The organism is Paraglaciecola sp. MB-3u-78 (genome assembly GCF_002835935.1).
GTDB lineage: Bacteria > Pseudomonadota > Gammaproteobacteria > Enterobacterales > Alteromonadaceae > Paraglaciecola.
The window spans coordinates 198,839-212,738 of sequence record NZ_PJCF01000001.1 but is presented as its reverse complement, the minus strand read 5'-3'; the positions used below and the strand labels follow the sequence as shown (position 1 = coordinate 212,738).

The 13,900-nt window shown below is 39.1% G+C and carries 11 protein-coding genes; 9 read left to right on the top strand and 2 right to left on the bottom strand.

The genetic code is table 11. The annotated features are described in order from the left end of the window. The first annotated feature begins 11 nt into the window (after positions 1-11). From CXF95_RS00960 to CXF95_RS00920, 9 genes are all read left to right on the top strand, one after another. On the top strand, positions 12-863 hold the full coding sequence (locus CXF95_RS00960) for a phytanoyl-CoA dioxygenase family protein (RefSeq protein WP_157828023.1): 852 nt from the start codon (positions 12-14) through the stop codon (positions 861-863). After that, complete coding sequence (locus CXF95_RS00955) at positions 863-1,729, top strand: NAD(P)-dependent oxidoreductase (protein WP_101196964.1); 867 nt, start codon at positions 863-865, stop codon at positions 1,727-1,729. The genes CXF95_RS00960 and CXF95_RS00955 overlap by 1 nt, the downstream gene beginning before the upstream one ends. Continuing rightward, positions 1,730-2,932 (top strand): methyltransferase domain-containing protein, encoded by a 1,203-nt coding sequence (locus CXF95_RS00950; RefSeq protein ID WP_101196963.1) that lies wholly within the window; start codon positions 1,730-1,732, stop codon positions 2,930-2,932. Then, the gene (locus CXF95_RS00945) at positions 2,929-3,459 is read left to right on the top strand and encodes a WbuC family cupin fold metalloprotein (RefSeq protein ID WP_101196962.1); all 531 of its coding nucleotides are present in this window, start codon (positions 2,929-2,931) and stop codon (positions 3,457-3,459) included. Before CXF95_RS00950 ends, CXF95_RS00945 begins: the two co-directional genes overlap by 4 nt. Next, positions 3,456-4,706 (top strand): class I SAM-dependent methyltransferase, encoded by a 1,251-nt coding sequence (locus CXF95_RS00940; RefSeq protein ID WP_101196961.1) that lies wholly within the window; start codon positions 3,456-3,458, stop codon positions 4,704-4,706. The genes CXF95_RS00945 and CXF95_RS00940 overlap by 4 nt, the downstream gene beginning before the upstream one ends. Then, the gene (locus CXF95_RS00935) at positions 4,703-5,728 is read left to right on the top strand and encodes a Gfo/Idh/MocA family oxidoreductase (RefSeq protein ID WP_101196960.1); all 1,026 of its coding nucleotides are present in this window, start codon (positions 4,703-4,705) and stop codon (positions 5,726-5,728) included. Before CXF95_RS00940 ends, CXF95_RS00935 begins: the two co-directional genes overlap by 4 nt. A gap of 12 nt (positions 5,729-5,740) precedes the next feature. Then, positions 5,741-6,475, top strand: a complete 735-nt coding sequence (locus tag CXF95_RS00930) for a phytanoyl-CoA dioxygenase family protein (RefSeq protein WP_101196959.1) — start codon at positions 5,741-5,743, stop codon at positions 6,473-6,475. A 298-nt stretch (positions 6,476-6,773) separates the two neighbouring features. Then, entirely contained in the window at positions 6,774-7,922 is a 1,149-nt protein-coding gene (locus tag CXF95_RS00925; protein WP_101196958.1) for a methyltransferase domain-containing protein, read from the top strand. Between the two features lie 115 nt (positions 7,923-8,037). Further along, complete coding sequence (locus CXF95_RS00920; RefSeq protein ID WP_101196957.1) at positions 8,038-9,528, top strand: PfkB family carbohydrate kinase; 1,491 nt, start codon at positions 8,038-8,040, stop codon at positions 9,526-9,528. Between the two features lie 17 nt (positions 9,529-9,545). Here the strand turns inward: CXF95_RS00920 and CXF95_RS00915 are convergent, their stop codons facing one another. Further along, on the bottom strand, positions 9,546-10,247 hold the full coding sequence (locus tag CXF95_RS00915; protein WP_101196956.1) for a nucleotidyltransferase family protein: 702 nt from the start codon (positions 10,245-10,247) through the stop codon (positions 9,546-9,548). After that, positions 10,244-13,771, bottom strand: a complete 3,528-nt coding sequence (locus CXF95_RS00910) for a 6-hydroxymethylpterin diphosphokinase MptE-like protein (RefSeq protein ID WP_101196955.1) — start codon at positions 13,769-13,771, stop codon at positions 10,244-10,246. Before CXF95_RS00910 ends, CXF95_RS00915 begins: the two co-directional genes overlap by 4 nt. Between the last annotated feature and the right edge of the window lie 129 nt (positions 13,772-13,900).

Genomic DNA, 13,900 nt, shown 5'->3' with positions numbered 1-13,900 from the left:
TGGAGTCTTTTATGTTGTCAGCAAATCATCAATATACCGAAGAAGGGTTCTGCGAAGGGACGTTTTCCAAATCTGATATGGTTTGGGAATTGAGAAAGGTCTGTGAGAAGTTTGTAAATGTGCAGTTTGGACAAAAAATCAGGTTAAACGAATATCATAAACATGTAATTAGCGAACAACAGCACCGAGAGCTGCATTATGAGCTCACGCAAGTCATTCAAAAAACACAGTTGCATAAAGAGTTGGCTCTGCAGAACCTGAATCATTTTCAGCATATAGTCGGGCCAGATATCGATCTTCAAGCCGTACCCTATTTACGTATTAGTAGACCGGATATCAAAGAAGACAATATCGGTTTACATAGAGATACTTTCTATGGCAATACAGCATACGAACTGTCTTGCATTGTGCCGCTGGAAGACTTTGTTGAAGGTGCCGCTGTCAACGTAATGCCTAAAAGTCAAAATTTGGGTCCCTTAGATTTTGAGCGTTTAGACCATGACACAATTACAAAAGGTTCGAAGCAAAATCAAATAGGGTTTTTATATGCAACCAAAGAAATAGACGATTTAGATCGTTCTAAGCTTTATGCGCCATTGATGAAAGTTGGGGACTATTTAATGTTTTCTCTTTGCATGATCCATGGCCAAGAAAAAAATACGTCTGGAAATACTCGATGGTCGATTGATTTTAGGTTTAGAAATAGCTTTTCTCCGTTAAACGTCAACTTAAAAGATAATTACTATACCAACCTAGTCAGCAGCGCAGCATCTAAGTTGGCGGACCAGTATTATGCCAGGAACCCGTTAGAGGTTGCTGAATTTAAGAGTAGTGCAAACAGAAATAAGCTAGGTTCAGCCTGATGAACATCTTGGTTATAGGACACAATGGATTTATTGGTCGACATTTGTTCGAACAGTTAAGCCTTTTCTTCCCTGAACATTCGGTTGATGGTTCCTCTTCTCAACAAATCGATTTATTGGCAGACAAAAGCGTTCAACAACTTGCCAAGGTATTAACACCTGATACCGTGGTTATTGTGTGCGCGGCGATTAAAAAACAGTTAGGTGATGATCTCTCAATATATAAGAAAAACCAGCGCATTATTGAGAACTTATCTGCAGCTTTACTGAATAATCCAGTGAAGCAACTGATCTTTTTTAGCTCAGCAGCTGTGTATGGTGAGGATGTCCAGAACCTAAACATCGACGAGTCGACACCCACTCAACCACGTAGTTACTACGGTATAAGTAAACTTACAGCGGAGTATTTGTTAGCCAAAGTAGTTAACGTAAACGCTATAGCGATTCTCAGGCCGCCGCTTATTTATGGTCTTGGTGATACGTCCAAAGGGTATGGTCCTGCTGGCTTTATCGATAAAAGTTTAACAGGGCACGACATTACTCTCTGGGGCGATGGTTCTGAATTGCGAGAATTTGTTTATGTTGAAGATGTCGCAAGACTTGTTTGTCTTATGATAGAGCAAAATTTCGCCGGACTATTGAATCTTGTAAGCGGGGTAAGTCATTCATTTCAAGATATTTTAAGGAGCCTAACTGAGAACATGGGCTCCACGGTATCAGTTACACAAAATCCTAGAACTAAAGATAAAGTTGATAACGTATTTAGTGCAAATAAGTTGTTTAGCTATTTTCCTGCATTTAAGTTCACATCATTAGAAGAAGGTCTGGCAAAAACCGTGAGATTAGTATCTGAGGATGTAAACTAAATGAAATTTCATAACTTAAATACATCCGTAAATGAATTATTGGACATTGGTGACCAACCTGTTTCTAACCGCTACTTACTTAATCAAGATGATGATGAAGTGCAACATCCTATTGTTCTAGGACAATGTTCAAAAACGGGATTATTATGTTTGGTCAATCCGCTGCCATGTAATAAATTGGTACCGAAGTACGATTGGATAACCTATTCAGAGCCTGAACCTCACTTAGATGATTTGGTTAGCAAATTACTGCAATTACCCGGAATTGACAATGATACTGTCGTCGCTGGAGTGAGTTTTAAAGATACTTCTACATTACAAAGACTGGCTAAATTCGGTTTGTCAACTTGGGAGATTAAAGCTACCCAAGATTTAGGTATTGCTGAGAATGCTGGAGTAGAGAGTGTACAAGCGCATCTTAATACGAAAAACGCCACAAATATTGTAAAAAAGAACGGACAGGTTGACATCTTAATTGTGCGACATATTGCGGAGCATGCTTATGATTTAAATGAGTTTTTTGAAGCATTAAAGGCACTTGTCAACAGCAACGGTTATATCGTGTTGGAATTGCCCGATTGTGAAAATTCACTAAACGGATGCGATTACACTATGCTTTGGGAAGAGCATGTGTATTATTTTACGCAAGAAACATTAAAATCTACCTTATCGGCACAAGGCTTTGATTTAATCGATTTTACCGTTTATCCATATCCGATGGAAAATTCATTGGTGGCCGTGGTTAAGCCAAGCGATACTCATTCAAGTCGAGGAATACGGAAATCCCACGACCTCAAAGCTGAATTTTTACGAGCAACCTATTATGCCCGACAGTTTTCACCTATTAAAAATCAAGTGCGTCATTACTTTGAAGCAGCAGTGAAAGCAAATGGTAAGGTCGCGTTTTTTGGGGCTGGGCATTTGGCTTGCACTTTCATCTGGTCATTTCAAATACATGATTTGATCAATGTTGTGATTGATGATGAGCCAAATAAAATAGGTAAATTCATGCCAGGATCGAGGCTTCCTATAGTCGGCTCTCACGTACTTTCTGACCCTACACTGAAACTGTGTATGTTGAGTGTCAACCCATTGAGTGAGCACAAAATCATCGAAAAAAATTCGGCTTTCACTGCCGCTGGAGGAGAATTTTTGTCTATTTTCCCAAATAGTGCCAGAAGCATTCATAAGTATTTTTCATGACCTATAAATATGTAACTGAAGACGTGCTTTACACTTCGGAACCGATAGTTAAGGTAGACCGAGATACGATCGCTTTTCTTGAGTCGGTTGCGAAAAAATCTAGCCGCCGACAGAGTCGACTGTGTACTCATAGCAATGAGAGCGACAAGGTACACGAGATGTTAATCATTCATGAAAAAGATATTTATGTCAGGCCTCATAAGCATCTATCAAAAAGTGAATCGTTTCATATTATGCAGGGCGAAGTCGATATTGTTCTGTTTGACGCATCAGGCGAGATAACCAGTGTCATTGAACTAGGTGAATATAACTCAGGAAAGCCTTTTTATTATCGTTTCAATATAGAGGTTTATCACACGGTTATGATTATATCTGACGTGGCAGTTTTTCATGAAACTACGTTAGGACCGTTTAACCCTGAGGAAACGGTATATGCTTCGTGGGCCCCTTCAGTTGAGGAAACCTCTGCGATTAAGCAGTACATCGAAAACCTCAAGCAATTAATAGATCAAAGAGGATTCCGATGAATAGCGAAGACATGCGTTGTGATAGTCATTGTCAAATATGTCAAAGTGATGACATTGTCACCGTATTGAAGCTTGCAGATACGCCTCCAGAAGATCAGTTTGTATCTAAAGACAGGTTTGATGTTGCACAACCTTGTTTTCCGCTAGAGCAGGCGCTGTGTCAGAACTGCGGATATGTATTTCTTCCGCATATATTGTCACCTAAAATCAGCTACCAAACCTATACCTATGAAACCAGCGTTACCCTTGGTTTGACTAACCAATATCAGTCTTATGCTGATGACGTGTTAGAAAACCATGCGCCAGCCGAAGACCTTCTTGTCGTTGATCTAGGCAGTAATGATGGAACCATGCTAAGAGCGTTTAAACGAGATGGAGTAAAAGTGTTAGGTGTAGAGCCCGCTTCTCAAATTGCACAAAAAGCTAATGGGTCTGGTATTCCTACCATCAACGATTTTTTCTCGCGAAGCACTTGCAAGCAAATAATCGAAGATCATGGCAAGGCATCGGTGGTCACTGCAAATTACATGTTCGCAAACATTGATGGCTTATTGGCGTTTACCGAGAATGTAGCGAATCTGCTTTGTGATGACGGTGTATTTGTTGTTCTAACTGGTTATCATCCAGAGCAAATGAAAATCAATATGTTTGATTATATTTATCACGAGCATTTTTCCTATTTCACTGTTGCAGTATTGAATACGCTGTTTGAAAAATCAGGGCTAGAATTAATTGACGCTATAGCACTGCAGGCAAAAGGTGGTTCAATACGAGTGACAGCTCAAAAGAAAGGCCAGAAAAGACAAGCAAGCTCTAGACTTTTAGATATTTTAAAAGAAGAATACAATCAAAAAATGCACGATGCGGAAACGTATTTTATGTATTCGAAAAATATCAATAAGTTGAGGGAAGAGTGCAGAAAGTTATGTAAAGAGCTTAAAGACAGCGGAGCAAGAATAATTGGATATGGCGCATCTCACAGTACCACCACACTTGTATATCATTTTGGCTTAGCAGAATTTCTAGAATACCAAATTGATGATAACCCCGTAAAACAAGGAATGTATTCTCCAGGACATCATATTCCGGTTTTTTCAACTGATAAACTCTATCAAGACAAGCCAGAGGTAGTTATAGTGCTGGCTTGGAACTATGCAAAACCGATAATCGATAAACATACTCAATTTATTCAACGCGGAGGGCGTTTTATACTGCCACTTCCTGCGTTGGAATTGGTTGGATTGTGAACACGGTCATTATTGGCTTGGGCGGCGCAGCAGAGCATTTTCATTTACCTTTGCTTAAGCGTTGCCCATCACTTAAATTAACAGCAGTTGTCTCGTCAAAATCCCCTGAGCAAGTATATGAAATTGCCGGGAAGGTTAAAATATTTATTGACGTTGAAGCTTTGCTTAACGCGGAAAAAGTGGATTTGGCAATTGTATTAACTCCCAATTTTTGTCATTTTGACACCGCTAAGTACCTGTTAGAAAAATGCGTTAATACGGTGGTTGATAAACCTTTTACTGAGACGGTTGCTCAGGCTAAAGAGCTAATGAAAATAGCCAGCGAGAATGACGTATTGTTATCCGTATTTCACAATCGAAGGTGGGACGGGGATTTTCTTACAGTCAAAAAATTAATCGCTGATAACAGTTTAGGGGACATTCGATATTTCGAGTCCAGATTTGACAAATATAAGCCCATTCTCAATGATAGATGGAAAGAACAACCGCTTTCGGCCAATGGCTTTATTTACGATATGGGGCCTCATTTGATAGATCAGATGCTCTGCCTGTTTGGTTTCCCCAGTTCTGTTAACGCATCAATTAGACAATTAAGACCATCATCTAAAACATCGGACTATTTCTCAATCCGCTGCACTTATCCAGAGCTAGAAGTAGTCCTTCGATCTAGTGTTTATGCTATTGAATCACCGTTTAGATATTATATAGAGGGCACAAAGGGTGTATATAGTACTAAATTCACAGACGCTAAAGCGTCTATGTTGAACTCACCACTTGCTGAGGATTTTGGTCACAACGATGAGATTTTTGGAACCGTTTACAATGAGATAGGCGAGCATAGAGTCGCTATTGAGTCAGGTCAGCATAGCCTCTACTATGAGAACATATGTGATTGCCTTACCAACGGTAAATCCCTAAACGTTACGCCTTTTCAGGCGATAAATGTGATGAAGGTTATTGAAGCCGCAAAGCAAAGTCACGCAGACAAAACCGAAATAATGCTGAGTCTTATTTCGCCATAGGGGAGATTGATAATGTTGGCTGAAATTGATGGGGCACCCGGATACGTCGTCGGGCAGATGCCAAGTGATGATTTTGCGGTATTGCAAAGCCTAATTTTTGATAGCTACCTGAGTAGGATCCTTTCCCTATATCCTGAATTGTCTTGTCAATTCTATACAGCTGGCATGAAAAACTATCATTTGATTACTGACGAAGTGAATCACAGAGTGCTTTGGCCTAAAAGAGCAAGAATTTTGGGACCTGCTGCGGTTGAAAGCATTAAGTTATTGAAATTTTTCAAGCACTTAACCAAAGAGTTGAATATTCAAGGAATTACCGGAGAAGACGGCTCCGGTTGGCAAGAAATGTATTGGAGGGTCGTCAGGCCTGGAAACGACGATATTGGCGATTTTCACGCGGATAAATGGTTCTGGGATTTAGGGCATGGCGAGATTGCGCCAGGTATGCGTAGATTAAAAATATGGATCGCCATCGAAACGCAACCAGGTAAAAGTGGCCTGCGGGTTATCCCAAGTTCACATTTACGATCCGACTGGAAGTATCACGGGGAAACAAACGGTTCGGCTGTGACTAAACCCAAGTTTGATGAAGATATTAATACATTAGATATTATGAATTTGTCGACTAAGCCGGGTGATTTCATTGTCTTTCATGATGAGTTACTCCATTGTGGAATGCCCAATCAGTCTGACTCAACCCGCTTCAGTATTGAGGCAACATTGCTTGTGCCCAGTGAACACAAATGACGCGTATCAAGGAATGTTTCATTCAGATCATTAAATTCTAGTTTTAATTATATGTTTGTAGCATATTGGCTTATTTCAACCTTTGTTAATTTAAGGTCTTCAATCTTTCGCCGATACATTTAAGTAGTTAAATTTAATTAATTGATAAGATCAATTCAATTGCATATACGATGTCAAATCATACTGTAATAAACAATGGGTCGATTGTAAACATTCTATGTTTTTTTAAAATCATGAATAGCCATTGGAATGTAGGTATCGATTTGTATCATATTTATATAACCATAAAGAGGTTGTAGTGGGAAATTTTGTTAGTTTTTATAATAGTTTTGGTTCTGTGCCGGTAAGACAGGAAGTTAAAAAGGGCAATGAGCATTTCAATCGGCGCCGGGGGCTTTATTTGCAACTAGGTATTCCACCTGCAATGGTTGAGAACTGTAGTGTCCTGGAGTTCGGTCCCGGTTCTGGTGATAATGCGCTATATACAGCTAGTTTAAAGCCAAAACTGTATAAGTTGGTCGAAGGATCAACTGTAGGATTCAAGTACCTTGAGTCTAGAATCAATGATGGTGATTTTAATTGCGCATCATCGATTGAGCTTGAGCAATGTTTGATCGAAGATTACAAAGATAATCGAGTATACGATTTGGTCTTGGCTGAAGGTTTATTACCAGGTCAGGACAATCCGTCGAAGCTGCTTCATAAAATGTCCAAATATGTCCGGCCTGGAGGCGTATTGGTTGTTACCACTGCGACTTATGTATCTTTATTGGCTGATGTTATGAGAAGGATGTTATTTCCCTTTTTTGAATCTGATGATAGTGAACAAAAAATGGCTAAGTTATGCCAGTTTTTTGGACCACACCTTGCGCATCTCAAATTTGTGAGTCGGATGACAGAAGATTGGGTGGCTGATGTAATATTACACCCGTGGGGGAGGAACTATCAATTCTCCGTAGAAGAAGCCGCGACAACTCTTCAGGATAACTTTGAATATTTAGGTGCGAGTCCTACATTTAAGCAGGATTGGCGCTGGTACAAAGAATTGATAGAGAACAACAATGGTTCACTATCTGATTTGATCACACAGTATAAAAGCCTAGAAATCAACTTCTTAAATAAAAATGAACCGTCACATGTTAGTGATGCACAAATGTCTGCATCAATTAAAGCTAAAGTAGAGGTGTTGTATAACAATCACCATTCGGTTTGGGGCTCTGCAGACGAACAATTATGGATAGGTGTTTTTAACTTGTTAAGTGATATCTGCGCTGAGATAAACGACTCTCAACCCATCACTTCACAGGCTATTACCGACTATGTTACCGCAGTTAAAAAACTGTTAGATGGGAGTTCAATTGAGGAGGTTGATTTTGCATCTTTTGCTGGTTTTTGGGGCAGAAGTCAGCAGTATGTAAGTTTTGTCTGTGTTGATGAGAATCAATAAAATTAATGCTACTTTATTTGGCGACCATAAGATGAATATATGTGACTTATCGTAGTTGTTGAAATACGACCGAGAAGTTTAGGCAATATAACAGTTAGGTGGCTCCTTTTACGCTATGTTAAAACAACAAATTGAATCGGAAAATAATCTATTAGAGTCAACTTTTCTTGGGCGAAAAGTCGTATTGGTCAGTGGCAATTTTAATATTTTGCACCCTGGACATGTGCGTTTACTGCGCTTTGCTAAAGAATGTGGCGAAATGCTGGTTGTTGCTGTGAATTCGGATCAGATTATTCACAATCCAGAATATTTGAATGAAGAACATAGACTTGAGGTTATCTCTTCTTTGGAATATGTCGACCGGGCATTTATCAGCACACAATCTGTTGAAAATTTGATAAAACACATAAAACCCTGGGCTGTGGTGAAAGGTAAAGAGTACGAAAATACCTTTAACCCTGAAAAATCTGTGTTGGAAGCCTTAGGCGGAAAACTTATTTTTAGTTCAGGTAATAGTCGATCTAGCTCGTATTCATATCTTGGCAATAGGCCCGCATCTGCCGATGTGCAATCTGATAAGTTGAACGGTTACTTGGCAAGGCATAAGATAAACCGCGATAATATTCTCGATATCATTGATAAAATTAGCCTGCAAAAAGTACTGGTGATTGGGGATACCATTGTTGATCAATATGTACAATGCAGTGCTGTGGGAATGTCCCAAGAAGATCCTACTATTGTCGTTACTCCAGAAGAGTCGAAGTTCTTTTTAGGTGGCGCAGGCATCGTCGCTGGGCATGCTAAATCATTGGGTGCTGCGGACGTCAGTTATTTTTCTGTTGTGGGGCAAGATGAGCATGCTAACTTTGTGCGCCAGAGGCTAAACGAATACTGTGTTAAACCTTTCGTTTATGAGGATGATACAAGACCTACTATTTTGAAGACTCGTTATCGTGTAGGTAATAAAACCTTACTTAGAGTAAACGAGGTCAGATCTCACGACATATCTGAGGCCTTGAAAACCACTATAGGTAATGCTCTTAAGTCTGCGATTGATACAGCCGATGTTGTTCTCTTCTCAGATTTTAATTATGGCATGTTACCGCAAGTTTTAGTTGATGACATCATAGCTTTTGCTGCTGATAAGGACGTTATTCTTGCTGCCGATAGTCAAACTTCCTCACAAGTTGGAGATATCTCTAGATTTAAGAATATGCATTTAATTACGCCTACCGAGCGTGAAATTAGAGTGGCCCTTAAAAATGATAGAGATGGGTTGGTGATATTAGCCCAAAAATTAACCGCAGAGGCGCAGTGTAAAAATCTGTTTGTGACACTTGCCGATGAAGGGATATTAATTCACAATCCGATCAATGATAGCCATTGGGATAATGATAGAGTAAAAGCTTTAGCTGCTAATCCTGTTGATCCAGCTGGTGCAGGTGATTGCTTATTTGCGGCCTCAGCAATTGCAATGGCGGCTGGGGCCAATATTTGGGAAGCTGCATTTATTGGCTCTGTGGCCGCGGCATGTCAAGTGAGTAATGTTGGCAATCAACCTATAGATGCGAAACGCTTTAATCGAGCGATTGTGCAGCTTTTGTAAAGCTCAATTCCATAAAGTTAGCGTTTAGTGAACTCTTGCTGAGCTAATGCATAACTTTGTGGATTACCAATATCACGGTGGTATACATTGTTAAGCCATGAATAAATTTTGCCGTGAAAAGCCGGGATTACTTCTGCGCTAATGTCTGCTGCTTCGTTGCCTACTATCCAATCTAATACTTCAGGCTCAAATATATACACCGCACCATTAGCTAAATTTCCAGGAGGATTAGGAACTTTTTCATGCATGGTAATTACCCTTGCCATTTCATCACGCTCTACGATGCCGCAAGTTGAAGGAGCATCGGTTTTAAATAGCATCATAGTCATAACACAATTATCTGGCCTTGTTTGGTGAGCGTGAATAAAACTATCAAGGTTGAACTTAGATAAATTGTCGGCATGTATGACTAGTAAGGGACTACCGGTTAGTTCCTTGTTTAGCCCATTTAAAGTACCTGCTGTGCCTTTTAGTTGTTCTTCACTGTATAGAGTAATCCGTTTTTCGTGTCGCCAATGAGTGGCTATATGTTCTGTCACTTTATTTTTGAGATAATGCAAGTTAATGTAAACATCGCTTATGTGTTTGGATTCTAGAGTTAGTTCTAACCAGTAGTCCAACAGTGGTTTATTCAGAATGGGTACTAGGCACTTAGGTATTGTATTGGTTAATGGTTTTAACCTTGAACCCAATCCTGCGGCAAGCAACACTGCTTTCATTTACTTTGCTCCCGTATTGACCTTAACAAAACTGAATGTCCTGTTCTTAGTTCACACATGTTCTCGTGTGAAATGGGCTTTAAAACAAGATGTTTCATTTTGAGCTCTTCTAGCAAACGTTTCCCCCTTGAACCGTGATTTGAAATTTTTTCTATCTCTAGATTGGAATTAGAGTTTTTAGGGTATAGGCACAAATACCAACAATAATCATATAAATAATAACTCTCTGTAGGTATTTCGATGGGCTGTTCACCAAAATCAGATGTGTCACTAACAAAAGTTTTAGGAAGTACTATAGGACTATTGTGGTTACCTAGGCAATATCGCAATGCTATGTGTATGTATGTCACAGTGTCGGTTAGAGCTACTTTTTTATTTACCAGTGGCATAAATAGATAATTAACTTCGCTATTGGCATATTTCATATTTTCAACTTTGGTTGTCAATACAACTGTACTATCCTCGCCTTTAATGACGTTTTGTGTGTTTGCTAAGTAATACACTGAATAATTTGGCTGTTGATTATAGTTTAAGCTGTCTTGCGATGTCAGAATGTGGAAGTTTTCTAACCACGGGTAATATGTTGCTAAATAGTGTTGGGCGACTTTCTTGAATTTTTCAGAATCGGTAACAATTAATAGCTTTTCTTTTCGGTATTTCATGGCTAAAAGTTTTGCTTCTCTTGTATGCAATCCGTAAGTGGACGTATCAAAATCATTGGGCATATCATCCAGTAAAATCAGTTTTATTTTTTCTATTGTATGGAGCCATTTTTCCTTAGCTAGATTACATATTTCGTTGGTAATGGCTGACTCTGATTGTGTATTGATTAATTTTGTCAAAACTGCATTTGCATAATTCACAGTCCCATACAAATAATAAAATAGTAGTGAGTTACCCTTTTTATATGACGTAAACAGCATTTCTTTTTGTTTTGTGATTATCTTCTGAGTATCGTCTTTGCTTGCCACATCTTTTTCTAAAAGTGTTTCAAAAGAACTGAGTTCCTCTATCAATAAATCATGAGAAAACTGTTTTTCAAACTTTTCAATATAATTGTCAAGTTCTTTGGTTGAAAATATTAGTGTTTTTAGTTTTTCAACGATTTGTATTTTTTGATTTTCAGTAGCCATTATTAGCAAATCATCGGTCCTAATAGGCAGTGTTCCTTTAATTCTTGCGCCGTCACTGCAGTTATAAAACTCCTGTTCTTTGGGTTTAGAACTAGTGACTTGTTCGATTACTTGCCGTGAGACTTTAAACTCGTGCTTAGTATTGACTGTGGGGCGAAAATTTCCCGGCACTATTAAGGAGGTGTTTGCACTTGTTGTGTAGTCGTAGGTTTCTTTTCCATCTTCTTGGTAATAACCAGAAGACTTCGAGTGATGATGCTTAACATCGACAAAACCCAGATCGACACCAATTAGGTAGATACTGGTGAACCCGATAGTGCTGAATAAGTCGATGACAAAATTACTAACAGTGGGAAAAGCGTTGAGTAGTGTTGTAAAGTTTTTTCGGCCCAATACGTTGAGTGCAGATATTGTAGAAGATTCGCCTTCTTTAAACGCTATCAGTACATCTTTGTACAAGTCGCAGGTGTCAGGATGGATGCCATTACATGATATGAGGGTGATGTTTTTTAAGTAGTCTAAATCGCCTATCAACACAGCCCAGTCATAGGTGCTTCTATTTTGTTCTATCTCGGCATGAAAATCCGGCGTGATTCCGTGCCGGTGTAAGGCTTGTAGGGCCGTTCCACAGCTAACTACTATCGCTTGGCCTTGCCATTCTTTGATGGCATCAATCGAGCTGTCTAAAGACGGGCCATTGCCTACAATAAATATTGGTACTTCTTTATTGTCGTAATTGAGTTTGCTTGCTGGATTAGCCTCTAAAACAGGGATCTTCCGCCTCATGCCTTCTTTGGTATGTGCGACTCCAAAATAAGCATGGTCGAAATATTCGCCCATGGATATCACCACTTGTAACTGTTCTCTTAGTTGGCTGATAGCGGAGTTTAAAGCGGCATTGTAGTAACTTTGATAGAAGTAGGTACTGTTCAAAATATAAGGGCCAATGGCGTAGAATTGGCTCAGTAAATCTCTGAATAAATTAGTACCGTCGTCGCCTATATTTAAGTATATCCGTGTTTCTGATTCTTCCACTGTTTCAAATATAGCTTGCCAATCTATGGCAAACAGCGAAGCATAAAAAAAGTCTGGGTTTGGCTCACAGATAAACAGCTTTTCGACTGTATGTTCATCAAGTAATTTTTCTAATTGGTAACCTACACCTAAACCAAACATAATGATTGATGGCACATTTTCGGGAAGGACGCCTACTTCTTCTTCGGCTTGTTTTAGTAGTTCTTCGGTTTCTTTTACAAATTGATAATGGATGTAGTGGGCGAGTTTGGTGCCTCTGTAGCCCAGTACTAGACCATCTTTGTTGGGTTGTTCGTTAAAGTTTTCGAAATTTAAGGTGCAATCATGTTTAGGAGACTCACCGTACCACGAGTGTAAGCTGTCTATTTTTACAAGGTTGACTTCACCAGAAGCATTGGCTACTGGCAGCCATTTTTTAGGTGTGTAATCTTTGTATTCTTTATAAATTTCAGGGAAAAACTTTTTAAAAGATTTAAGGTTGTTTGCCAGTTTATCGTTCGGAGCGGCCAACAACGAATGGTTTGCTAAGTCTATGTTGGGTGTCCAACTTGGCAGAAAGTCTAAGTAACTTTCCTTCGACTTCAGTTTAAAGCCACTGTCTTCAATTTCACTCCAACTTCGTTCGCATAAATCTTTGTATAACGAGTCGAACACTTGATGGTTGTAGTGTTTGTAAATATGAAAGCTGGAAATAGCACAATGCTCAATTAGTTCGTTTGCGTCTTTAATCAGGTCTCTGCCATCTTTTTCAAGTTGCAGAAAAATAGCGGTATTGTGTACTTTTGCTAAGGTAAAAATATCTTGCCAAGACGTGGTCATAACTGAACATTGGAAGTACTGTAATTCCGGCTCGTAAATCAGTAAGTTTTTAATTTTGTGCTGTTTTAATAAATGACTTAAATGAATACCTAGGCCACACCCGAGTACCACTAAACATTCAATTTCATATGGCATGGCTTGTTGCTGGTTTCTGAGTTTGACACTTTGTAGTTCTTCAATGCTTGATGCTTGGCAAGTGTCATCCCCATGGTTTGATTGAGGTGCTTCGAAAATAATTTCAGGGCAGTATTGTTCAACCCGAGACAACTGCTCGAGCACCTCTTTTTCGGGATGAAAGCCATAAAAGGTGCGGCCCATACCGTAATCAACAATATTATTTTCACCGTATTTATTGATGAAAATCGAGTGGTTGGCTAAGTCAGTATTTTTCACATAGGGCAATAAAGAAGGGATGTAGCGTTGAAATGCATTGAGATTGCTATTGTGAGTGGTCAGTATGTGACCGGCTAACTTTTCATCAAGTTCGGTTTGTTTTTGTTCATCTTTTTCAATGTGTAGGCGTATATTTTTTAGCATGGTTTTTAATTTTTTTAATAGTCATATTGTTAAAGCAATAATTAGACCTATTTGACCAGTCAGTTGTTTGACAATCTAAGGTGTAAAAATTCACACGAATCAACTCGTACTCGGTTTCTCAGAAATATT